22 protein-coding genes, 3 tRNA genes, 1 other RNA gene and 1 pseudogene are annotated in these 22259 nt (G+C 67.1%); 16 read left to right on the top strand and 11 right to left on the bottom strand.

Translation table 11 applies throughout. The features are described 5' to 3' along the window. Positions 1 to 113: 113 nt before the first annotated feature. The 3 genes from pdxH to D107_RS13505 all read left to right on the top strand — a co-directional run bounded on the left by pdxH (position 114) and on the right by D107_RS13505 (position 1309). Complete coding sequence (gene pdxH / locus D107_RS0101160; protein WP_018867016.1) at positions 114 to 758, top strand: pyridoxamine 5'-phosphate oxidase; 645 nt, start codon at positions 114 to 116, stop codon at positions 756 to 758. A 91-nt stretch (positions 759 to 849) separates the two neighbouring features. Further along, a tRNA-Ser gene (locus D107_RS0101155) sits at positions 850 to 939 on the top strand. 239 nt (positions 940 to 1178) lie between these two features. After that, positions 1179 to 1309, top strand: a non-coding RNA gene (locus D107_RS13505) — RtT sRNA. Positions 1310 to 1555: 246 nt separating this feature from the next. Here the strand turns inward: D107_RS13505 and D107_RS0101150 are convergent. After that, positions 1556 to 1630, bottom strand: a tRNA-Val gene (locus D107_RS0101150). 236 nt (positions 1631 to 1866) lie between these two features. Between D107_RS0101150 and D107_RS0101145 the strand changes: the two genes are divergently transcribed. The 6 genes from D107_RS0101145 (at position 1867) to D107_RS0101120 (ending at position 7378) form a co-directional block, all read left to right on the top strand. Further along, positions 1867 to 1956: transfer RNA gene (locus D107_RS0101145), tRNA-Ser, on the top strand. Positions 1957 to 2412: 456 nt separating this feature from the next. Continuing rightward, complete coding sequence (locus D107_RS0101140) at positions 2413 to 4485, top strand: SulP family inorganic anion transporter (protein WP_018867017.1); 2073 nt, start codon at positions 2413 to 2415, stop codon at positions 4483 to 4485. A gap of 122 nt (positions 4486 to 4607) precedes the next feature. Next, positions 4608 to 5297, top strand: a complete 690-nt coding sequence (locus D107_RS0101135) for a Bax inhibitor-1/YccA family protein (RefSeq protein WP_017941768.1) — start codon at positions 4608 to 4610, stop codon at positions 5295 to 5297. A 98-nt stretch (positions 5298 to 5395) separates the two neighbouring features. Then, a complete protein-coding gene (locus D107_RS0101130; RefSeq protein WP_018875611.1) occupies positions 5396 to 6367 on the top strand; it encodes a D-2-hydroxyacid dehydrogenase in 972 nt (323 codons plus the stop codon). A gap of 5 nt (positions 6368 to 6372) precedes the next feature. Beyond that, a complete protein-coding gene (locus tag D107_RS0101125) occupies positions 6373 to 6591 on the top strand; it encodes a SlyX family protein (RefSeq protein WP_018867019.1) in 219 nt (72 codons plus the stop codon). A 4-nt stretch (positions 6592 to 6595) separates the two neighbouring features. Next, on the top strand, positions 6596 to 7378 hold the full coding sequence (locus D107_RS0101120; RefSeq protein ID WP_018880558.1) for a class I SAM-dependent methyltransferase: 783 nt from the start codon (positions 6596 to 6598) through the stop codon (positions 7376 to 7378). Between the two features lie 18 nt (positions 7379 to 7396). Here the strand turns inward: D107_RS0101120 and D107_RS0101115 are convergent, their stop codons facing one another. Then, positions 7397 to 7957, bottom strand: a complete 561-nt coding sequence (locus D107_RS0101115) for a hypothetical protein (protein WP_018880310.1) — start codon at positions 7955 to 7957, stop codon at positions 7397 to 7399. A 73-nt stretch (positions 7958 to 8030) separates the two neighbouring features. On the opposite strand from D107_RS0101115, the gene D107_RS0101110 reads away from it, so the two are divergent. The 3 genes from D107_RS0101110 (at position 8031) to cyaY (ending at position 9413) form a co-directional block, all read left to right on the top strand. Then, the gene (locus D107_RS0101110; protein WP_018875615.1) at positions 8031 to 8366 is read left to right on the top strand and encodes a hypothetical protein; all 336 of its coding nucleotides are present in this window, start codon (positions 8031 to 8033) and stop codon (positions 8364 to 8366) included. Continuing rightward, positions 8366 to 8752, top strand: coding sequence for a DUF423 domain-containing protein (locus D107_RS0101105; RefSeq protein ID WP_018867023.1), 387 nt, complete (start codon positions 8366 to 8368; stop codon positions 8750 to 8752). The genes D107_RS0101110 and D107_RS0101105 overlap by 1 nt, the downstream gene beginning before the upstream one ends. Positions 8753 to 9089: 337 nt before the next feature. Continuing rightward, positions 9090 to 9413: an iron donor protein CyaY gene (gene cyaY / locus D107_RS0101100; RefSeq protein WP_018867024.1), complete on the top strand. Its 324-nt coding sequence runs from the start codon at positions 9090 to 9092 to the stop codon at positions 9411 to 9413. 34 nt (positions 9414 to 9447) lie between these two features. Here the strand turns inward: cyaY and D107_RS0101095 are convergent, their stop codons facing one another. The 3 genes from D107_RS0101095 to serS form a co-directional block, all read right to left on the bottom strand. Then, positions 9448 to 9882: a hypothetical protein gene (locus D107_RS0101095; protein WP_018867025.1), complete on the bottom strand. Its 435-nt coding sequence runs from the start codon at positions 9880 to 9882 to the stop codon at positions 9448 to 9450. 28 nt (positions 9883 to 9910) lie between these two features. Beyond that, positions 9911 to 10924 carry a thioredoxin fold domain-containing protein gene (locus tag D107_RS0101090; RefSeq protein ID WP_018880557.1) on the bottom strand — a complete coding sequence of 338 codons (1014 nt, stop codon included), beginning with the start codon at positions 10922 to 10924 and terminating at the stop codon, positions 9911 to 9913. Positions 10925 to 11006: 82 nt separating this feature from the next. Then, positions 11007 to 12293, bottom strand: coding sequence for a serine--tRNA ligase (gene serS, locus D107_RS0101085; protein ID WP_018875619.1), 1287 nt, complete (start codon positions 12291 to 12293; stop codon positions 11007 to 11009). Positions 12294 to 12517: 224 nt separating this feature from the next. Between serS and D107_RS0101080 the strand changes: the two genes are divergently transcribed. From D107_RS0101080 to D107_RS0101065, 4 genes and pseudogenes are all read left to right on the top strand, one after another. After that, positions 12518 to 14014 (top strand): FAD-linked oxidase C-terminal domain-containing protein, encoded by a 1497-nt coding sequence (locus tag D107_RS0101080; protein ID WP_018880556.1) that lies wholly within the window; start codon positions 12518 to 12520, stop codon positions 14012 to 14014. Positions 14015 to 14051: 37 nt separating this feature from the next. Then, positions 14052 to 15002 carry a diguanylate cyclase domain-containing protein gene (locus tag D107_RS0101075; protein WP_018867029.1) on the top strand — a complete coding sequence of 317 codons (951 nt, stop codon included), beginning with the start codon at positions 14052 to 14054 and terminating at the stop codon, positions 15000 to 15002. A 41-nt stretch (positions 15003 to 15043) separates the two neighbouring features. Next, positions 15044 to 16015 (top strand): annotated as a pseudogene (locus D107_RS14245) (diguanylate cyclase). A gap of 211 nt (positions 16016 to 16226) precedes the next feature. Then, entirely contained in the window at positions 16227 to 17531 is a 1305-nt protein-coding gene (locus D107_RS0101065) for a citrate synthase (protein ID WP_018867031.1), read from the top strand. Between the two features lie 66 nt (positions 17532 to 17597). Here the strand turns inward: D107_RS0101065 and tadA are convergent, their stop codons facing one another. The 6 genes from tadA to D107_RS0101035 are packed head-to-tail and all read right to left on the bottom strand — an operon-like array spanning position 17598 to position 22241. Beyond that, entirely contained in the window at positions 17598 to 18098 is a 501-nt protein-coding gene (gene tadA, locus D107_RS0101060; protein ID WP_018875623.1) for a tRNA adenosine(34) deaminase TadA, read from the bottom strand. Continuing rightward, complete coding sequence (locus D107_RS0101055; RefSeq protein ID WP_018880553.1) at positions 18088 to 18597, bottom strand: glutathione peroxidase; 510 nt, start codon at positions 18595 to 18597, stop codon at positions 18088 to 18090. The genes tadA and D107_RS0101055 overlap by 11 nt, the downstream gene beginning before the upstream one ends. After that, positions 18594 to 19265, bottom strand: a complete 672-nt coding sequence (locus tag D107_RS0101050) for a membrane integrity-associated transporter subunit PqiC (RefSeq protein WP_018875625.1) — start codon at positions 19263 to 19265, stop codon at positions 18594 to 18596. The genes D107_RS0101055 and D107_RS0101050 overlap by 4 nt, the downstream gene beginning before the upstream one ends. A 4-nt stretch (positions 19266 to 19269) precedes the next feature. After that, the gene (locus D107_RS0101045; RefSeq protein WP_018880552.1) at positions 19270 to 20283 is read right to left on the bottom strand and encodes an MlaD family protein; all 1014 of its coding nucleotides are present in this window, start codon (positions 20281 to 20283) and stop codon (positions 19270 to 19272) included. Next, complete coding sequence (locus tag D107_RS0101040; RefSeq protein ID WP_018877501.1) at positions 20280 to 21086, bottom strand: ABC transporter ATP-binding protein; 807 nt, start codon at positions 21084 to 21086, stop codon at positions 20280 to 20282. Before D107_RS0101040 ends, D107_RS0101045 begins: the two co-directional genes overlap by 4 nt. Before the next feature lie 3 nt (positions 21087 to 21089). Continuing rightward, on the bottom strand, positions 21090 to 22241 hold the full coding sequence (locus D107_RS0101035; RefSeq protein WP_018880551.1) for an MlaE family lipid ABC transporter permease subunit: 1152 nt from the start codon (positions 22239 to 22241) through the stop codon (positions 21090 to 21092). Positions 22242 to 22259: the final 18 nt, after the last annotated feature.

Below are 22259 nucleotides of genomic sequence, written 5' to 3'. Positions count from 1 at the left end.
TGCTCCTTGCGTTCTGTGATCGTCCCCCAGTGTGACAGCGAAACCGCGACAAATTTCCGAATCCGGCGCGCCGCCGTATGATGGGCGCCTCTCGCTCAAGCACGAGGCCCCTCATGACGACCGCCGACCACCGCCACACCCGCCGCGACTACACCCGCGCGGAACTGCGTCGCAGCGACCTTCAGGCCAACCCGCTCGGCCTGCTCAACGACTGGCTGGAGGCCGCGCGCGAGGCCGGCAACCCCGACCCGACCGCCATGATCCTCGCCACCGCCGATGCCGATGGCCAGCCGTCCGCACGCACGGTGCTCCTGAAGCATGTGGATGCCGACGGGCTTGCCTGGTACACCGACTCGCGCAGCCGCAAGGGCCAGGACCTCAACGAGAACCCGCGCGCCGCGCTCCTGTTCTACTGGCCGGAAACGGAGCGCCAGATCCGCATCGAGGGACCCGTCGCCGCCCTGCCCGCCGATCTCGCCGACGAGTATTTTCATCAGCGTCCACGCGGCAGCCAGCTCGCCGCCGCCGCCTCCACCCAGAGCCACCCGGTCGCGAACCGCGACGAACTGGAGCAGCGCGTACGCGCGCTGGAACAGCAGTATCCGGATGGCGACATCCCGCGCGACCCCGCCTGGATCGGCTATCGCCTGCAACCGGAGCTGTTCGAGTTCTGGCAGGGGCGCGCCAACCGCCTGCACGACCGGTTCCAGTACCACCGCGTCGGGAGCGACTGGGAAATCACCCGCCTGATGCCATAGGCATCCCCGGCGGCCGCTACCGCTCGCCCGGCCGAATCTGCTAGGATTCGCTCCGCCGTGGCGGCTCGACCCCGCCCGGTTCAGCAAATACGGAGAGGTGCCGGAGCGGTCGAACGGGGCGGTCTCGAAAACCGTTGTACTCTCGCGAGTACCGAGGGTTCGAATCCCTCCCTCTCCGCCAGATTCAAGCACAGGGGGCCCGAGTGGCCCCTTTTGCATGTATAGCCCCAACGTTCTGGGATTCGAACCCGAGGAATTAGAGAAGATGGTTCGACCGGTGGCGCGCAGCGACACCGGAACGCCGCAGCGCAGCGAAGGCGGCCCGGAGGGCGGCGACCACGTCGCCGTAATCCCTCCCTCTCCGCCAGATCAAAGCAAAGGGGCCCAAGTGGCCCCTTTCGCATGTCTGGCCCCTGAGGTTTCAGGATTCGAACCCGAGGAATCGAAAACGATGGTTCGACTGGCAGCGCGAAGCGATGCCAGAACGTCACCGCAGGTGACGACCCGAAGGGCGAGGCGCACCGCGCCGAGTAATCCCTCCCTCTCCGCCAGATTCAAGCAAGGGGGCCCCAAGTGGCCCCTTTCGCGCGTCTGAATACCCCCAATTACGGCGAGAATCGAAACCGACCATCCGACTGGCAGGCCACGGAAATGCCGGAACGTCGCCCCGGGGAGACACGGCGCACCGGAGTCACGGCAGGCGCCTGTGCCAGCCCCGGACGATCCGGCCTCGGGCCCTCCACGCGCACAAAAAAAGCGGCCCGGTTTCCCGAGGCCGCTTTCCTTTGATCCGAATCTGGTGGGCGGTACTAGGTTCGAACTAGTGACCCCTGCCGTGTGAAGGCAGTGCTCTACCGCTGAGCTAACCGCCCGGAGCGCGGACAAGATTAGGGTTCGCGCGAGCGAACGTCAAGCATTGTGTGCCGCATTTCCCCGTGATCCTCGGCTCCATCGAGCGGCGCAGCCGCCGCAGGACGTTGCCGTCAGGCAACGCCCGAAGGGTGAGGCCCACAGGGCCGAATCCATCCCTCCCTCTCGTGGCCGCCAGGCCACGCAGCCCGCCCACCGGTTGCCAGCCCGAGCCCCGTACCAGACAATGCCCAGCCTCGGAGAGGTGGCAGAGCGGTTGATTGCACCGGTCTTGAAAACCGGCAGGGGTGAAAGCCCCTCGAGGGTTCGAATCCCTCCCTCTCCGCCAGATTCCAGCAAGAAATCCAAATGCTATCTAACGCATGGGCCAACCCCGCCAATCCGGGATTCGAACCCTCGAGATCCAACGCTCGGGTTCGACCGGCGACGCACAGCGACGCCGGAACGCCGCCGCGAGGTGGCGGCCCGAAGGGCGGCGCCCGCGGCACCGTAATCCCTCCCTCTCCGCCATTCCCCCACCCCACTCGCCGCACCCTCCCCGCACCCCACACATAGCCCATCTAACATGTTTCACATAGAACAAGTTAGATAGAAGAAAATGACTGAAGGCACTATAATCGGCGCCGTTTTCCCGCTTGCGCCCGCGAACCTCCAGCGGGCCCAGCTCCGGCTGCCAGTTCTGTGACGACGGCCCTGGCACGCCCTGGCCCGGAATGCCTTCCGGCGCCCCAGCCCTGGTTTCGGCCGTCGTCGTTTCTCACGAACTGGCCAAGCGAGTGACCCGATGAATCCGATCCTGCTGCGAGTGTTTCCCTTTCTCGGCTGGCGCCCGACCAAGCAAACCCTCAACGCGGATCTCATCGCCGGGATCTCGGTCGCCCTGGTCCTGATCCCGCAATCCATGGCCTATGCCCAACTGGCGGGGCTCCCGCCGGTCTACGGGCTGTACGCTTCTCTGCTTCCTGTCATGGTGGCGGCCCTGTGGGGCTCTTCGAATCAGCTGGCGACCGGCCCGGTGGCGGTAGTTTCCCTGCTGACAGCCTCGGCACTGATACCGCTGGCGGCCGAAGGCTCTTCCGAATTCATCATGCTCGCCATCGCCCTGGCGTTCATCGTTGGCGTGATCCAGTTGATGCTGGGGCTGTTCAAGCTGGGTGCGCTGGTCAGCTTCATCTCGCACCCGGTGATCGTCGGATTCACGAATGCGGCCGCGATCATCATCGCCCTGTCCCAGGTAAACAAGATTCTGGGCGTGCCGATCGATACCAGCGGCCATTTCATGCTCGGTCTCTGGGGCGTGCTCATGGAACTGGGCAGCGTGCACTGGCCAACCCTTGCGTTCGGGATAGGCGCGATCGCCCTGATGGTCGCGATGAAGCGTTTCACGCCCAAGATCCCCGGCGTGCTGGTCGCGGTGGTCGTGGCGATCGTCGCCAGCTGGGCGATCGGCTACGAACAAAAGGCCGAGACCTCCATCGAGCAGATCGCCCCGGCCGAGGTCCTGACCCTTGCCCAGAACATCGAGCGCGAAAGCGCCCGCCTGGCCGAACTCGACGACCAGATCCGACGCCTGGAGGCCGAACTGCAACAACAGGAAGGCGCCGAGGCCGTCCGCCTGCGCCACGAGGCCGACCAGCTGCGCCTGGAGCGCGAGGAACTGCGCCCAGAACTGGCGACCATGCGCGACGAGATCCGCGACCTCACCCTGCGACGGGTGCCCGGCACCGATGACGAACCCGCCCGCTTCATTGCCGACGAACACCTGACCGACGCTGAGCGCGAGCGCGCCGACCGGGCTGCCTGGCGCATCGAGCGGGTGGGCGACGACACCGTGCACCTGAACGGGGGCGGAGCCGTAGTCGGGAATGTGCCTCAGGGCCTTCCCGGCTTCTCGATTCCGGAGATCAGCTTCGGCACGTTCACGACACTCCTGACCACCGCCTTCGTCATTGCCCTGGTGGGCTTTACCGAGGCCATCGCGATTGCCAAGGCCATGGCGGCCCGGACCGGCCAGCGGCTGGACCCCAGCAAGGAACTGATGGGCCAGGGCCTGGCGAATATCGCGGGTGGCTTCACCCAGGGGTACCCGGTCAGCGGCTCGTTCTCCCGCTCGGCCGTGAACCTTAATTCCGGCGCGAAGACCGGACTCTCGTCGGTCTTCACCGCCGTGATCATTGGCCTGGCGCTGCTATTCCTGACTCCGTTGATCTATCACCTGCCGCAGGCGGTCCTCGCAGCCATCATCATGATGGCGGTGGCCGGCCTGGTGAACTTCAAGGCGATCAAGCACGCGTGGGTGGCCAACAAGCACGACGGCGCCGCCGCGATCGTGACCTTCATCGCCACGCTCGCCATGGCCCCGAATCTGGACTACGGCATCCTGACCGGTGCCGGCCTGGCCATCGTGCTCTACCTGTACCGCACCATGCAGCCGCGTGTATCGGAGCTGGCCCGTTACGAGGACGGCACCCTGCGCGAGGCCCAGCGCTATGGTCTGGAGACCAATGAGAAGGTCGGCATGATGCGCTTCGACGGCTCGCTCTACTTCGCCAACGTGCCGTACTTTGAAGACGCAGTGCTCGACCTGGTCGCACGGCACCCGCAGGCCAAGTACCTGATCGTGGTCGGCAAGGGCATCAACGAGATCGATGCCTCCGGCGAAGAGGTCATCCATCAGCTGGTGCATCGCCTCAAGGCGCGCGGGATCACGCTGGTGTTCGCCGGGGTGAAGGCGCAGGTCATGGAGGTGATGCAGCGCACCGGGCTGGACGAGATCATCGGCGAGGACAACATCTTCAAGTCCACCGATCACGCCGTGAAGACGATCTCCGAAAAGGTCGGCGAACCCATCAAGTAGGGGACGCCAGCGCCCGTTGCCCCACGGCCGGCCGGATCTCCCGGACCGGCTGTGGAAACACTGCAACCGGGCGCGCTTATCGCTACACTGTGGCTTATTCGAATGCATTGAGGAGTTGACCCGTGTCCCGAGACCAGATCGTCCGCTCGAGTCGCAACCCGTCCAGCACTGGCTCCATCAGCGAGACCATCTCCACCAACAAGGTGATCCGGCAGACCTACATGCTGCTGTCGCTCACCCTGGCGTTCAGCGCGGTTACCGCGTTCATCGCCATGGCGGTCAATGCGCCGCCGGTACACTGGATCATCATGCTGGGCGTGCTGATCGGCGGCCCGTTCGCCATCCACGCCGCGCGCAATTCGGCACTGGGCATCGTCCTGACCTTCGCCTTCACCGGCGTGCTGGGCTTCTTCCTCGGCCCGATCCTGAGCATGTATCTGGGCCTGCCCAACGGCCCGCAGATCGTCGGCAACGCCTTCGCCGCCACGGCCATCGCGTTTGTCACGCTCTCCGGCTACGCCCTCGCCACCAAGAAGGACTTCAGCTTCCTCGGCGGCTTCCTCGTCGTCGGCCTGATCGTGGCCCTGCTGGCCATCGTCGCCAATCTGTTCCTGGCGATCCCGGCGCTCTCGCTGGCCATCTCGGCCGCGGTCGTCCTGCTGCTGTCCGCGGCCATCCTGTTCGACACCAGTCGGATGATTCACGACCCCGAGGCCAACTACATCGTGATGACCGTCTCGCTGTACGCGAACCTCTACGTGATGTTCCTGCACCTGCTGAACCTGTTCCACGCCTTTATGGGTGACAACTAAGGGTCCAGCGCCAACCGCAGGAACTCGTTCAAGGGCCCCGCCGCGCGGGGCCCTTTTCGTTGGACACCGCTTACGCAGACTCCCGGGGACTTCGGCCCATGACCCAGCTCCAGCGCGGCGTCTTTCTCGACCTGAACACGGTTGACCGGGACGACCTCGACCTCACCGGGCTACGCGCCTGCCTGCCCGAGTGGACCTTCCACGACCGCACGCGACCCAACCAGTGCGCCGAACGGATCGCGGACGCCGATGTCGTGATCACGAACAAGGTCGAACTGGATGCCGATCTGCTGGCCGCCGCGCCCCGCCTGCGACTGATCTGCGCCGCCGCGACCGGCTTCAACAATATCGACGTGGCCGCCGCCCGCCGACAAGGCATCGTCGTCAGCAACGCGCGCGACTACGCCACAGACTCCGTGGTGCAGCATGTCTTCGCCCTGCTCCTGACGCTGGTCACGCGGCTGGATGACTACCGAGCCGACATCCGCGCCGGACGCTGGAGCGCCTCGGATCAGTTCTGCCTCCTCGACCACCCGATCGGCACCCTGGCCGGGATGCGCATCGGGATCATCGGGTGGGGGGTGCTGGGCCGGGCCACCGCCCGTCTTGCCGAGGCCTTCGGCATGGAGGTACGGGTTGCGCAGAGTCACGATCCCGCGCAGCAGACGCACGCGGATCGCCTGCCGCTGGAGCGCCTGCTCGCGGAGTGCGATGTGATCAGCCTGCATTGCCCGCTCACGCCCGCAACGCGCCACCTCATCGACGACGACGCACTGCGCCGAATGCGGCCGGGAAGCATTCTGCTGAACACGGCCCGCGGCGGTCTCGTTGACCCTGAGGCCCTGGCGCGTCACCTGCGCAGCGGTCATCTCGGCGGCGCGGGCATCGACGTCCTGGAACCGGAACCCCCGCCACCGGGTCATCCGCTGCTGGCAGACGACATCCCGCGCCTCGTGCTGACCCCGCATACCGCCTGGGCGGCGCGCAGCGCCCGTCAGGGGGTGATCGACGAAGTCACGCACAACATCCGCAGCTTCGCATGCGGTTCACCGCGCAACGTGGTGGAATGACGCACATGGACACCGACCCCCTGCAACAGCGAATCGAGGACCTGGAGATCCGCCTGGCCCACCAGGAATACACCCAGGAGGAGCAGGCCCGCATCCAGATGGAACTGCAGCAGGCCAATGCCGACCTGCGCCAGCAGGTCCAGTGGCTGCGCGACCGCCTGCGTGAGCTTGAGGAACGCGGGGGCGGGCGCGAAGACGCCGAACCACCCCCGCCGCACTACTGACCCCATGGCGCTGACCGTACGCGCGGCTCCGGGCTACGACAGCGCTGCCGACGCACTGCGCAAGGCCCTCGAGGCGCGCGGCTACCGGCACGGCGGCGCGGCTCGGCTGGTCCTGGAAACGGGCGATCACGGCCTGCAGCTCATCCGCGAGGACGTCCACCCGGCGCTGCGACTGCACCTCGACTTCCCGGCCGGACGCCAGGGCTATCGACTGGCCCATGCCGGCCATCAGCGCGAAGGGCTGATCCGCGCCTTCGGCAAACTCCCGCGCGACGGCCACGTACTGGATGCCTCCGCCGGTCTCGGGCGCGACACCCTGCTGCTGGCCGCGCACGGCTTTCGCGTGACCGCCTGGGAACGTCACCCCGTGGTGTATCGCCTGCTGGCCGATGCCCTGGCGCGCGCTGCAACCCACCCGGAACTGGCCCCCGTCATCCAGCGCATCACCCTGCTCGAGGGCGTCGCCGAGCCCACGGCCGTGAGCCCGCCCGCGATGGCCGCGGTCTTCGACCCCATGTTCCCGGAGCGCGCCAAACGCGCCGCGGTCAAGAAGGACATGCAACTGATCCAGGCGCTGATGGCGGATACGGCCGACGCCGACGCCGACGCCGAACAGACCCTGGCCACCCTGCGCGGCCACGTGGAACGCCGGGTGATCGTAAAACGCCCGCTGCACGCCCCGGCTCTCGGACCGGACGCCCCGCAGGCCAGCGTCAAGGGCAAGAGCGTGCGCTTCGACCTCTATTCGGCCACGGGGCCCGCCGAAGCGACCGCGGCGTCCGGCTGATATCGCTCCTCGCCCGTTTCAGGGGCTGCCCAGGATCAGCCGGTCCTCCCCCGCGAACCGGTAGTCCGGGATGGGCAGGTTACGGCGGGCGTTCTGATCCGCGTAGACCCGCCCCGCCCCGTCATAGCGTCCGCCCCGGCAACGATCGACGAACCCGCCACTCCAGCCATCGGCTTCGTCCGGGTGCACCAGATCCAGCTCGCAGCCCAGGTCCGTCCCCTCACCGATCACCACCAGCCATTCGGGGCGAAAGCTGCGCAGCGGCAGGTCCAGCCCGTCCGGCTGCTGACCGCGGCGCGCAGCGGGATCGACCAGTTCCTCGTCGCTCGCCAGCGCACCCTGCCAGGCCGCATCCCGGTGGACCACCAGGACATGCCGGTTCCCGTGGACAAAGCGTCCCGCCTCGCCCGGCGCGATCTCCGCAAGGTCCACCCGAAGGGTGTCGCCACGGGTGTCCACCGATCCGGAAAATGCGTACCGCAGCATAACCCCCACCAGCAGCAATGCGGCCCCCAGCACCATCAGCTTCATGAGCGCGCGGATCCGCACCCGCGTCAGTGAATCGTTCCCGGTTTGCACCCTGATCTCCGTTTTTCTCGCCCACCGGCGAAAACGCTTTGCCTGAGCCCTAGTCGCCCCTACACTATGCGGCATGAAAGGACCCAACCGTTCCAACCGCACCTACGTCGGCCTGTACAACGACATGTACGGCGGCATGACCCCCATCGGCAATTTCATCCGTGATGCCTGGGTATTCGGCATCCTCCCGGAGACCGAAACCTGCGACGGCTGGGATGTCTCGCGCATCCAGATGCTGCACGACCAGGTCAATGCCGAATGGGACAAGTACGACCTGCGTATCAGCAATCTCCCGCCAGAACTTCGTGAACGTCATGAACGCATCCATCAGGAAGCGATCGAGCGCGCCCGGGAACACGGCTGGGTCGCCGGACAGGACATCGATAGCGAGATGGGCGACGACGCCTGATGGTCGCCGGCGAGCCCCTGATTCGCCCCCTGATCGTCATCGCCAGTCTGCTGGGCGGGATCGCGGTCGTGCTCGGCGCCTTCGGCGCCCACGCCCTCCAGGAACGCCTTTCGGAACACGCCCTGACGACCTGGCACACCGGCGTTCAGTACCACTTCATCCACGCCCTGGCCCTGCTGCTGGTCGCCGCCCTGTGGGCGCAGCTGGCCAACGGCTGGGCCGCCGCCAGCGCGGTGGCCTTCGTGATCGGCATCCTCCTGTTCTCGGGCAGCCTGTACGCCCTCGCGCTCGGGGCACCCCGCATCCTCGGGGCGATCGCGCCACTCGGCGGGACGGCCTTTATCCTCGGCTGGGCGGGGTTGGCCATTGCCGCCTGGCGCGGCTGACCTAGGGAGACGCTGATTGAATCGCACGTCCGCGTTGGTGCCCCCTGTTTTCCGAGACAAGGCGCGTCGTGCAGCGGGTAGTGGTTCTACCCGCAAGCGGCGCAACGCAGGATCGGGGAACAGGGGGCTCCAACCCCACAAGCTATTGAAAGCAGGGGCTCGGCCGCTTTTGCGTGGGAACGGCGTTGCGGTTCCCTTGTGCAGAGTGACTGCACGGCAGTCACCGCGCCTTGTTCGCACGCAAAAGCGACTCGAGCGCGGACGTGCGATTCAATCAGCGTCTCCCTATAATCGCGCCCTGCCTGACCCCAACCTTCACCACCGGACCGAGCGCCCCATGAGCCAGACCTCCTTCGCCGTATTCGCCGAGAAAGCCCTGGACGACATCCAGACCCGCCTGAGCGACCAGAGCGCGCTGGACGACCTGGATATCGACCTGATCGACGGCGTGATGACCATCGAGTTCGACGATGGCGCCCAGCTCATCCTGAACCGTCAGGAGGCCGCCGAACAGATCTGGCTGTCCTCCCCCGAGGGTCCGGCCCACTTCGGCTATTCCGAGGAGGAAGGTGCCTGGATCGATGACCGCAACGGCGAAGACCTGCACGCGACCCTGGTGCGCGTGATCGAGCAGAAGCTGGGCGTGCCGGTCGAACTCTGAGGCGCCGCCGCCGGGCGCCCGAACTCAACAGCTCCTAGTCGCCCTTGCCAGACCCCTTGTCGGCATCGTCCTGCCCGGATGCGGCGCGATCCGTGGTCCGATCGGCGGCGGCGGGCGGCTCGTCTTCCAGCGCGCGCAGATGCGCCTCGACCTCGGCCAGCACCGGGTGCGGCTTATCCTGTTCCAGCGCCACGTCGATCGCCCGCAGCGCCTCCACCGCCTGCGGGTCGCCCCGCAGCGGCATGCGTGCCACCCCCAGCGCCAGCATCCGGAACTGGCGGAATACCAGATAGCTGACGGTCGCCACTACCAGGGCACCCCACATGTTGTCCTGGAACCAGAGCCACACTGCTACACCGTAGCCCCCGAAGGTCAGCACGAAGATCCCCAGCGCAACACGGTGGGAACGGGCCACGATGCCTTCCAGCACCTCGCGGTTGCGGATCACGAAATCACGTTCGAAATGCAAGGGGCAGTTTCCTCGGTTCGGGGTGTCGTCAGGGACGCGCCGGCTGCTGCGCCCGCCAGCGTTCGAAGGTCGCGTATTCCTCGTAGCCCCGCGTCAGCACGTAGTCCATCACGTTGCGCAGTCGATTCAGGTGCACCACGGAGTCGATGCGGATGATCTCCTCACCCTGTTCGTCGAAGAAGATCAGGGTCGGCGCCCAGTGTATATCCAGCGCCGCTGCCCACTCCTTCGGGTTCGTGCGTTCCCCGCCGGGGGTCAGCACCGGGGTATCGGCATCGTCGGCATCCAGCTGCACCGCATCCATCAGCGCGATGCGTTCCAGCACCTCATCCTGTTGCAGTGGCTCGGAATGCAGGATATCGCAGGCATGGCAAGCCTCGCGCTCGAAGAACACCACCAGCGGCCGATCCGCAGGGATCCGGCTGCGATCCAGCGCATACGGCGGGTTCGCGAAAAAGTCGCGCTGGTTCATGTCGTCCAGGTCAAATTTCGGCGGCGGGTCGGCCCGGTCCAGGTAGTCACGGAAGCTCCCCTCCCGGTCGTGGCGGTCAATCACGTACTCCAGCAGCGCGCGAAAACGATACGGCGGGTAGTAGCCACGCATCTGGTGGATGCGCTCGCCCTCCTCGTCGTAGAAGGCAATCGAAGGGGTGAAGTTGAGCCGCTGTTCGGCCGCGTAGCGCCGCTCGATCCAGGTCTCGCCATCGAGATCGGTAACTTCCCGCGTCCCCAGGGCATCAATCGCGACGACATTGAAATGCGCCGACAGATACTCGCGGATGTCGTCCTGCGCGAAATTCTTGTCGAACAGCGCCTCGCAGTAGGGACAGTCGTCCATGCCGAAGTAGACCGCCAGCCCCATCTTGCCCTGCTCGACCGCATCGTCCAGGTCCTCGCGCAGGTCCAGGAAACTCAGTTCGAACCAGTCCGGCGTATGCAGGCCAATCGGCCGCGGCGTGTCGTCGAAGACCAGTCCTTCATCCGCCCCGGCCCCCTCGTCCGCCGGCACGGGCGACGCCACAAGCATCCACGCCAGCATCATCAGCGCGAGACCGGCCAGCAGGCCGGGATGGCAAATTCGGCAAGACGGGCGTTTCACGTGGGCGGTTTTCCAAAAGGGCCTGCTACTCGGACGGCGGCTCCAGCACCGAGGTTCCCCCGAGATACGGACGCAGCTTTTCCGGGATCCGGATGGAGCCATCCGCCTGCTGATGATTCTCCAGCAACGCGACCAGTGCGCGCCCCACCGCCACCCCCGAGCCATTGATGGTGTGAACCAGCTCGGGCCGCTCGCCGGCCTTCGGCCGGAAGCGCGCCTGCATACGCCGGGCCTGGAAGGCCTCGAAGTTCGAGCACGACGAGATCTCGCGGTACGCATCCTGCGCCGGCAACCAGACCTCGAGGTCATAGGTGCGCGCCGCGGCGAAGCCCATGTCACCAGCGCTCAGGAGCATGACGCGATAGGGCAGTTCCAGTGCCTGCAGCACGGCCTCGGCGTGCCCCAGCAGGCTCTCGAGCGCCACATCGGAGTCTTCGGGCCGAACAATCTGCACCAGCTCCACCTTCTCGAACTGGTGCTGCCGGATCAGGCCGCGTACGTCCCGGCCGTAGCTGCCCGCCTCGGAGCGGAAGCACGGGGTATGGGCCACCATCCGCAACGGCAGCTCGTCGGCCTCCAGGATCTGGTCCCGCACCAGGTTGGTCAGCGTGACCTCGGCCGTGGGGATCAGGCGGTAGCGCTGATCACAGTCCACCGAGAACAGATCCGCATCGAATTTCGGCAACTGGCCGGTGCCCTCCAGCGACTCGGGATTCGCCAGGTAGGGCACATAGGTCTCCTGGTAGCCGTGCGTACCGGTGTGCAGGTCCAGCATGAACTGGGTCAGCGCCCGGTGCAGCCGGGCCATCTCCCCGCGCATGACCACAAACCGCGACCCGGCAACACGAACGGCCGCCTCGAAATCCAGCCAGCCGCCCGGCAGACCCAGATCCACGTGATCCCGCGGCGTGAAGTCGAAATCCGCCGGCGTACCCTCGCGCCGGATTTCCACGTTGGACTTCTCGTCCAGGCCGTCCGGCACATCCGCCTGTGGCAGGTTGGGGATCCCCATCAACAGCGCGTCCAGTTCCTCCTGCACCCCGTGCAGGTCGGTCTCGCACTGCTTGAGCTCGTCGCCCAGGCGCCCGACCTCGGCCTTCAGCGGTTCGATGTCCTCGCCCCGGGCCTTGGCCTGGCCAATGCCCTTGGAGCGGGTATTGCGCTCGGCCTGCAGCTCCTGGGTGCGCACCTGCAAGGCCTTGCGCCGCGCCTCCAGGGCCTCGAAACGTTCGCGGTCCAGGGTGTACCCACGACGCTCGAGCGCGGTGGCGGTCGCATCCAGATCCTGACGCAGGCTGCGGATATCAAGCATGACGGCTTTCCAGTACGGGGTTGCGGGAACGACGGGGAAGTCTACGGTCGCGGCCCCGTGGCGTCCACGGGCACCGAGCCCGGAGACGCCCACCCCGCACAGCCCGGCGGCCGCGGCCAGACCGGAAACCCGACCTGTCCACACCACATGCCCGGTTCGCGGAAAAGGCCTACAGTTTATGCGATCACATCGCGTGTACCCAGCAGGTCCCTACCATCGAAGCCATGAGTGCACATCCGTCCATCGACCCGACCGAGACCGCCACGCAGGCACTGGCCACGGTCATCGAGACCCTGGCGAACGCGTTGCCCGCCGACGCCCTGGTCACCGAGACCGCGGAACGCCGCGCCTACGAGTGCGACGGTCTCTCTGCCTACCGCCAGATCCCCGGGGCGGTCGCCCTCCCGCGCACGCGGGAAGAACTCCTGACCTGCCTGCGGGTCTGCCGCGAACACGGGGTGCCGATCATCCCGCGCGGCGCGGGCACGGGGCTGTCCGGCGGCGCACTCCCGAGGGAGACCGGACTGCTGCTCTCCATGGCCCGCTTCAACCGCATTCTCGAGATCGACGCGGACAATCGCTGTGCCGTGGTGCAGCCGGGGGTGCGCAACCTGGCGATCTCCGAAGCCGCCGCACCCCAGGGCCTATACTACGCCCCCGACCCTTCCTCGCAGATCGCCTGCTCCATCGGCGGCAACGTAGCCGAGAACGCGGGGGGCGTGCATTGCCTCAAGTACGGGCTGACCGTGCACAATGTCATCGGGCTGGAGATCGTCACCCTCGACGGCGAGACCATCCGGCTAGGCGGCAAGACCCTGGATACCGCCGGCCTGGACCTCCTCGCCTTCATGGTCGGTTCCGAGGGCATGCTGGGCGTTGTCACCGAGGTCACCGTCCGCCTGCTGCCACGCCCGGAACGCACCCAGGTCCTGCTCGCCAGCTTTGCCGACGTGGAATCGGCCGGGCGTGCCGTGGCCGGGATCATTGCTGCCGGGCTGGTCCCGGCCGGGCTCGAGATGATGGACAACGCCGCCATCCGCGCGGCGGAGGACTTCGTCCATGCCGACTATCCGACCGACGCGGCGGCCATCCTGCTGTGCGAACTCGACGGGACCAATGCCGAGGTCTCGGAGGACATCATGGTCGTGCGCAAGAAACTGCTGGACCTGGGCGCCACCGAGGTGCGCACCGCCCGCGACGATGCCGAGCGTGCCCGCTTCTGGGCCGGGCGCAAGGCGGCGTTCCCCGCCGCCGGCCGCATCTCGCCGGACTACTACTGCATGGACGGCACCATCCCGCGCCACCAGCTCGGTACCGTGCTGGAACGCATCAACGGGCTGTCACAAGAGCACGGCCTGGGGGTGTGCAACGTGTTCCACGCCGGCGACGGCAACCTGCACCCGCTGATCCTGTACGACGCCAATCAGCCCGGACAACTGGAGACCGCGGAGACCTTCGGTCAGCAGATCCTCGAGCTGTGCGTGGAGGTCGGCGGCACCGTCACCGGGGAACACGGCGTCGGTGTGGAAAAGCTGGACGGGATGTGCGTGCAGTTCGCCGCCCCGGAGCTCGAACAGTTTCACCACCTGCGCCGTGCGTTCGACCCGCTGGGCCTGCTCAATCCCGGCAAGGCCGTCCCCACCCTGGCACGCTGTGCCGAATTCGGGCGCCAGCATGTACACGGCGGCCAGGTGTCGCATCCCGATCTGCCGCGTCTGTAGGATGCCAGCCTCAACCCCACCGCACGCGACCGCTACCATGTCCGCCACGACGCTGGCCACCCCGCTGGCCGACGAGTTCTCCGGTGCCGTCGATGCCACCCTGAACGCGCTGCAGGCCCTGGTCCCACTGGACATCTGGATGCTGACGCGAGTCGAGGCCGACGACTGGATCGTCCTGCACACACGCGGGCGGGCTCCACGCTTCCGCCCGGGTGCCGCCTTCAGCTGGCAGCACTCCTACTGCGTCCACATGCACGCCGGCGAGGGGCCGAACGTGGCCGCCGACGCGCGCAGCGTGCCCGCCTACGCCAGTGCCCCGATCAATGACATCGCGGCCATCGGCTGCTACGTGGGATTCCCCCTGCACGACGCCGAAGGCCAGCTGTTCGGCACCCTGTGCGGTCTGCACCCCGAGCCCGTGGATCCCGCCATCGAACGCCACGAACCGGTCATCCGCGCCCTGGCCGAATCCCTGAGCCACGTGCTGCGCCTGAGCCAGCGCGCCGAGGTCCTGGACCGCCTGCGCCAGCACACGGCCCTGTCCGTGCACAGCGACCCGCTGACCGGGGTCCTCAATCGCCACGGCTGGGAGCTCGCGCTGGAGGCCGAAGAGACCCGATGCCAGCGGCTCGGGCAACCCGCCGGGATCATCGCGCTGGATTTCTTCCCGCGGGGCTTGTCCTCCGAAGGCGCCGAGGGCCACGACGACACCGAACTGGTGCGGGCGATCCTCGCCCTGCAGGAGCGGGCACACCCCACTGACCGGATCGGACGCCTGGGTGGCGGCCGCTTCGCCCTGCTCGCGAGCGAGATGAAGAACCCATCGCTCGCGGAACGCGCCCGATCACTGCAACAATACCTGGCGGATCAGGGCATCCCGGCCAGTGTCGGGTACGCATCACGCGAACCGGGCACCGGCAGCCTCGCAAGCGCCCTGCAAAACGCCGCACGCGGAAAACGCAACGCGCCACAACCCACGGCTAGCTGAACCACCCGTCCCGCCCCAGCGCTCGCTCGACAGGACACATCATGGCCCGGACCTTCGACCCAGCCGACCCTTCGCACACGCCGTTCAATCTCGGGGTCGATCACACCCTGAAGCTGCTCCACCGCCTCGCGCCGCTGGATGTCTGGATGCTGACCCGCATCGAGGACAACGAGCAGATCGTGGTACGCGCCGACGATCACGGCTACGGGATCGAACCGGGCACCGCCTTTGACTGGGGCAACTCCTTCTGCATCCGCATGCTGGCCGAGCGCGGCCCGCGAATCGCTCCGGACGTGACACAGGTGCCCGCCTACCAGGAAGCACTCGCCGCGCAGACGGATCCACCCGCCATTGGCAGCTATATCGGCTTTCCGGTACACGACCGCGAATACGGCATGTATGGCGTACTGTGTGCAATGCATCCCGAGCCCGTCTCCCAGGCGATCGAATCGCACGCGGGGGAGATCGACTCCGCGGTCCAGGTGATCGAGGCACTGCTGCGGTAACGCCGCCAGATCGATGAACTCGAACGCGAGCGCGAGGCGCTGATCCTGAAGGCCTACAACGACAGCCTGACCGGTACCCGCAACCGCCGCGGCTGGCAGATCGCGCTCGATGCCGAGGAACAGCGCTGCCAGGACCACAGCCTTCCGGCGGGCATCATCGCCCTGGATCTCGACCACCTTAAGGCGGTCAACGACCGCGAGGGCCACGACGCCGGTGACCGGATGATCCAGACGGCGGGCCAGGCCCTGCGGGACGCCAGCCGCGAGATCGACGTGGTCGCGCGCCTGGGCGGCGACGAGTTCGGCGTGCTCCTGCCGGAAACCCCTGCCGACTACCTGCCCGAGATCGCCGAGCGGCTGCGCGCGGCGCTCCTGGCGGCGGGTGTCGAGGCCTCCATTGGCTACGCCTGCCGCACCGTAAGCGGCTCGCTGGCCACCGCCCAGACCAACGCCGACGCCGCCATGTACGCCGACAAGCGCCAGCGCCGCGGCCCATCCGCCCGCTGATCGCCGCAGACCTGGGAAACACTGATCCATCGGCGGCACCCGCGGTGCACACCGCCTACACCCCGCAGTCGCGCAAGCGCCGCGCGACGGGTGTCGAGAACCGGCTGCCCGTCCCGCTCCACCCCGCCCGAAACCCGCTGCCGCAGGGCCGCCTTTGGTTTACCATTGGGGTCTTCGCATCCGGGCGACCCCAATTCCACGAGGCCGTTTCATGAGCAAAACCGTCACGCTGACCGACAACACCACCGGCAAGAGCATCGAGCTGCCGATCCAGGAGGGCTCGCACGGGCCCAACTGCCTCGATATCCGCGCCCTGTACAAGGAGCTTGGCTACTTCACCTACGACCCGGGCTTCATGTCCACGGCCAGCTGTCGTTCGGACGTCACCTTCATCGACGGCGACGAAGGCACCCTGCTCTATCGCGGCTACCCCATCGAGCAACTCGCCTCCGAGAGCACCTACCTCGAGGTCTGCTACCTGCTGCTGAACGGCGAACTGCCCTCCTCCGACGATCTCCACGACTTCTCGCGCATCATCAAGGAACACTCGATGCTGCACGAGGCGGTGCGCCGCTTCTTCGACGGCTTCCGCCACGATGCGCATCCGATGGCGATCATGGTCGGCGTAGTCGGCGCCCTGTCGGCCTTCTATCACGACAACGTCGACGTGCATAACCCGGAGCACCGCCGCATCGCCGCGCACCGGCTGATCTCCAAGATGCCGACCATCGCCGCCTGGTCGTACAAATACGCCCACGGCCAGCCATTCATGTACCCGGATAACAACCTGTCCTACACGGCCAACTTCCTGTCGATGATGTTCGGGGTCCCCAGCGAGCCCTACCAGCCGAACCCGGTGTTCGTGCGCGCGCTGGACCTGATCCTGATCCTGCATGCCGACCACGAGCAGAACGCCTCGACCTCCACCGTGCGCCTGTCCGGCTCCTCGGAGGCCAACCCGTTCGCGGCCATCTCCGCCGGCATCGCCTCGCTGTGGGGCCCGCTCCACGGCGGCGCGAACGAGAAGGTCATCCGCATGCTCGAGGAGATCGTGAACTCCGACAAGAGCGTCGAGGACTTCGTCGCCCGGGCCAAGGACAAGAACGACCCCTTCCGCCTGATGGGCTTTGGCCATCGCGTCTACAAGAACTACGACCCGCGCGCCAAGATCATCCGCAAGATGTGCCACGAGCTACTGGAAGAGATGGGCGACATGGGCGCCGATAACCAGCCACTGTTCGACGTGGCCATGGAGCTCGAACGCATCGCGATGGAGGACGACTACTTCATCGAGCGCAAGCTCTACCCGAATGTCGACTTCTACTCCGGCATCATCCTGCGCGCGATGGGCATCCCGCTGAACATGTTCACCGTGATCTTTGCGCTGGCGCGCACGGTCGGCTGGATCTCGCACTGGAACGAGATGATGATGGACCCCGAATCCCGCATCGGCCGTCCGCGCCAGCTCTACACCGGCTACCCCTCCCGCGAATACGTCGCCATCGAGCAGCGCTGACCGGGACAGCAAAAAGGCTGGCCCGGCCCGCACGGCCGTACCGACCAAAGACCAGCCGACAGGCTCCTAGCGTCGGGCGCGAAAGAAGCGGCGCAGCTGCTCGGCGGCTTCCTCCCCGAGAATCCCGCCGGTCACCTCGAGCCGATGGTTGTGCGCCGGATGCTCGATCAGATCCAGCGCACTCCCTGCGGCGCCGGTTCGCGGATCGGGCGCGCCGTATACCAGGTGGGCTACCCGGGCGTGGATCATGGCACCGGCACACATGCTGCATGGCTCCAGGGTCACGTAGAGGGTGGTGCCGGGCAGCCGATAGTTCTGCAAGCGCTCGCCGGCTTCGCGCAGCGCCCGGATCTCGGCATGCGCCGTCGGGTCGTGGAGCGCGATCGGTGCATTGTGGCAGGCGGCCAGACAGGTGCCATCGGCGTCCACCAGGACCGCGCCGACCGGGACCTCGCCGACTGCGGCCGCCCGATCCGCCAGGGACAGGGCGCGCTCCATCCAGTAGTCCGCCGCTCCCGGCGCGTCGGGCGCCGGGCCGGTCTCGCCCGGCGCCACGCTACGCGGCACTGGGGGGCCTCGGGGGCGGCTCGTCCAGCGCCGCCTCGATCGCCTGGACCAGCTCCGACGGCTTCTTCTGCGGGGCAAACCGCCGGATCACCCGGCCGTCGCGACCGACCAGGAACTTGGTGAAGTTCCACTTGATGCCCTGCGTACCCAGGGCCCCCGGTGCCTGTTCCTTGAGGTGTCGAAACAGCGGATGGGCCTCGGTACCGTTCACCTCGACCTTGGCGAACACCGGGAACGACACCCCGAATCGCGTGCCGCAGGCGCGGATCTGCCCGGCATCCCCCGGCTCCTGACCTCCGAACTGGTTGCACGGAAAGCCCAGCACGCGGAACCCCCGTTCGCCATAGCGTTCGGCCAGGGCCTGCAGACCCTCGTACTGCGGCGTGAAACCGCACTCGCTGGCCACGTTCACGATCAGCAGGACATCCCCACGCCAGGCGGCCAGCGGCTGCTCGTCGCCGTCGAGCAGCGGGGCGGAAAAATCGAACACATCGGTCATTCGTCCATCCCGTGCCCGGTCTCGCGCAGCGCTTCGTCTTCCAGTTCCGCCAGCACGTCGGCGGCGGCTTGCGACAGTGCGGCCACCAGGCGTGAGGCCGATCGCCGGTCGAGCGTGTGGGCCGCCTCCAGGTGTACCAGGCGCGCCTGCGTGTCCGTGCGGAGTTGGGCCCGCAGTCCGACGCGACCCGTGCCCTGTACGGCCTCACCGGTGTCCACAGCGCTCAGTGCCTCCAGATTGGCGGCATCCAGATCGCCGTACAACGCCGTAACGAGGATGTGCAACTGCACCGCCGGTCGCCCTTCGGCCCAGGCGTCCGCCGCGTTATCCACCAGCTCGATGGCGGTACCGTTGCGGGTCCAGCGTTCGCGCAGCAGCTGCTCGAACTGCTCGGCCGGCCGCAGGAACCACTCGTTGTAGTAGTCCGACTCGTAGCGATGGTCCCCCAGGCGGTAGACCAGTCCCTTGCCCGAATAGGCCGGCGCCACGCGCACAGATCCCAGTTCGACCGCCAGGGGCTCGGCGTCTCCGGCCATGCGCGGCGCCGGCTCGGCGGGCAACTCCAGCAGGAACCACGAGCGGTCAACGGCCTCGCGTTCGGGGATCAGCGTGCAGCCGCCCAGTGTCCAGGCGATCAGCAACAGTGCGGCAACGCTCCATCGGGTCATCCGTCTACTCCTTGTCCATGGTGCTGCGGGGCGGCGGGGCACCGAACAGCGCGCCCCCCGGGTTGCGGCGTACGTCATCGGACAGGCTGCGCAGTCCGGCAATCGCGGCCTGCAATTCGTCCAGGGTTTCCAGCAGCTTGGCCTCGCTCACATCCATGCCCCGATCGAGGCGTTCGACCATCGAATCCATCCGGTCGACCAGCCGTCCGACATCCGCCGCTTCGGCCGTCTCGCGCAGTTCCCGCAGCACGGCCCGCGTCTCGCTGGGCAATGCCTGGGTATCCGGGTGCTCGATCAGGCGCTCGACCGACTCCATCACCCGGGTGGCCGTGCGGGTCGTCGTCTGGAGCTCCTCGATCATTTGATCCGCCTGGTCCGCCAGGCGGGCCGTATCGAGTTCCGCGATCGTGGTCTCCACCGTGACCAGCAGGCTCGTCAGGTTGTCCACCACACCCTCGATGTCCAGCTCGTCGATACGCTTGAGGAGGTTCTCGGCATACTCCAGGAACTGCATGGCGGTGCTGGGCGAGGACGGGATGTAGATCCCCGCCGGGTCCCAGTCATGCGCCAGTGGCGGGTGGGCCTCGGGGTCCGCGAAGTCCGCTTCCAGATAGTTCATACCAGTGATCCCCTGAGCGGCCATGCGGACCCGAAGCCCGGCATCGATCAGGTTTTCGAAGACCTCCACGCGGAACTCGCCCTCCTGGGCGCTCGCCGCGAAGCGATCCGGGTACAGCCGCGCCCGCACCATCACGTAGCGTTTGCGATCACGCGGCGGGATATCCGCCTCGTACACCACCGAGGTAAACGTCATCTCGGTTACCTCGCCGATGGTCACCCCGCGAAACTTCACCGGCGCCCCGACCTCCAGGCCCTGGACCGACGCGTCCATATAGGTCTCGATCTGGATCGACGGGCGCAGGAGATTGCCCGCCGTCAGGATCAGCAGCGCCGCGACCAGCGCGGCCAGGCCCCCGAGGATGAACAGCCCCAGCCGGAAATGATGTCGGGCACTCATGCGGGCCTCTCCTCGTCGGAATCCGTCCGCCGCAGGAAACGCTGTACCCACGGGTGGTTCGATGTATCGCGCAGGGTGGCCGGGTCGCCCTCGGCCGCAATCCCCTGACTCTCCTTGTCGAGCATAATCACCCGGTCGGCGATCGCAAAAATGCTGGCCAGTTCGTGACTGACGATCACGATCGTCATGTCCAGGGTGCGGGCCAGACGCTGGATCAGGCGGTCCAGATCGGCCGAGGTAATCGGGTCGAGTCCTGCCGAGGGCTCGTCCAGGAACAGCACCTCCGGGTCCAGCACCATGGCCCGCGCGATCGCCGCCCGCTTCTGCATCCCCCCGCTGATCTCGGAGGGCATGAAATCGGCAAACGCCCCCAGCCCCACCAGTTGCAGACGCGCCCGCGCGATCGCGTCCATCGCCTCGCGCGGCAGATCCGTATGGACCTCCAGGGGCAGGCGCACATTCTCCAGCAAGGTCATCGAGCCGAACAGCGCGCCCATCTGGTACATCACCCCCACGCGCCGCAGGATCGCCTCCCGCTGCGCCTCGTCGGCCTCGGCGATATCCGCGCCGGCCACCCAGATATGCCCGGCCAGCGGCTGGTAGAGCCCGATCATGTGCTTGAGCAGCGTGCTCTTGCCACTGCCGGAGCCGCCCAGGATCACGAAGATCTCGCCCCGACGCACGTCGAAGTTCAGATCACGCATCAGCACCAGATCGTCAAAGCCCATGGTCAGTCCACGGACGCGGATCACCACGTCGCGGTCGTCGTCAGGGTCCGTCGTGTTCGTGTGCGTCTGGTTCATGTGTCAGACCCCGAGATGGTAGAACAGCACGGCAAACACGCCGTCCAGCACCACGATCAGGATGATCGACGTCACCACCGCGCTGGTGGTGGACAGCCCCACCGAGGCCGCCCCGCTCCCGGTCTGCAGCCCGCGCAGGCACCCCACGCCGGCCACCACTAGGCCGAATACCACGGCCTTGACCAGCCCGGAAAACAGATCCGACGGGCTCAATGCGGATGTCACCTGGTTGAAGTACGCCACCCAGGGGATGCCGAAGCCCTGCATCACCACCGCGCCACCAATCAGCCCGATCATGTTGGCGTACAGCGCCAGCAGTGGCGCCACCAGCAAACCGGCCAGCACCTTCGGCAAAACGAGAAAGTGCACCGGATCCAGCCCCATCGTCTTCAGGGCATTGACCTCCTCGTTCACCTTCATGGTCCCGATCTCGGCCGCGAATGCCGCCCCGGAACGGCCGGCGAGCAGGATGGCCATCATCAACGGCCCCAGTTCGCGGAACAGCGAAACCGCCACCAGGTTCGCCACAAAGATCTCGCCGCCGAACTGGCGCATGGCGATCGCCGACTGAAACGCCAGGATCACCCCCAGCAGGAATGCAATCAGCGAGACAATGGGCAATGCCTGAAAGCCCGCGGCCTCCGCCACGCGCAGGGTGTCGCCCCAGCGCACCTGGCGCGGGCGCCGCAGAGAGCTGCCGATGGCCCGGGCCAGCTCGCCCACGAAGGTGAACTGCGAGTGGGCGGCGCGCCCCACGCGGTCGATCCCGTCCAGCAACCCCGGCCACCAGCCACGGCCCCGGGCGGCCCGCGCCGGCTCGACCGTCTCCAGCTCGCGGTATGGCGCCAGCTGGTCCCGGACCATCGACCCCATCCCTTCGAACCGGACCTCGGCCCCTGCCCTCCCGAGGTCCTGCTCCAGCGCATGCAGCAGTGCGGCCCCCGCGCCATCGCAGTACTCGACGCCCTCCATGTCGACGACCACACCCTGCGCCCCCGCCTGCTGCGCCAGATCGCGCACACGCCGCCGCAGTGTGCCCCAGTGACGTTCCACCGCATGCACATCCAGCCGCCCGGTCAGGCGCAGGCGGGGCGCCGGGTCGGCTGTGGCATCATATTCAAACGACTGTCGCCCACCGGCGGCCGTGGAATCCATCGCGCAACTCGCGTAGAA

This window comes from Thioalkalivibrio sp. ALE30 (assembly GCF_000377465.1).
GTDB lineage: Bacteria > Pseudomonadota > Gammaproteobacteria > Ectothiorhodospirales > Ectothiorhodospiraceae > Thioalkalivibrio.
Note: the sequence above shows the minus strand (reverse complement) of the source record. Positions and strands in the feature narration are given on the sequence as shown.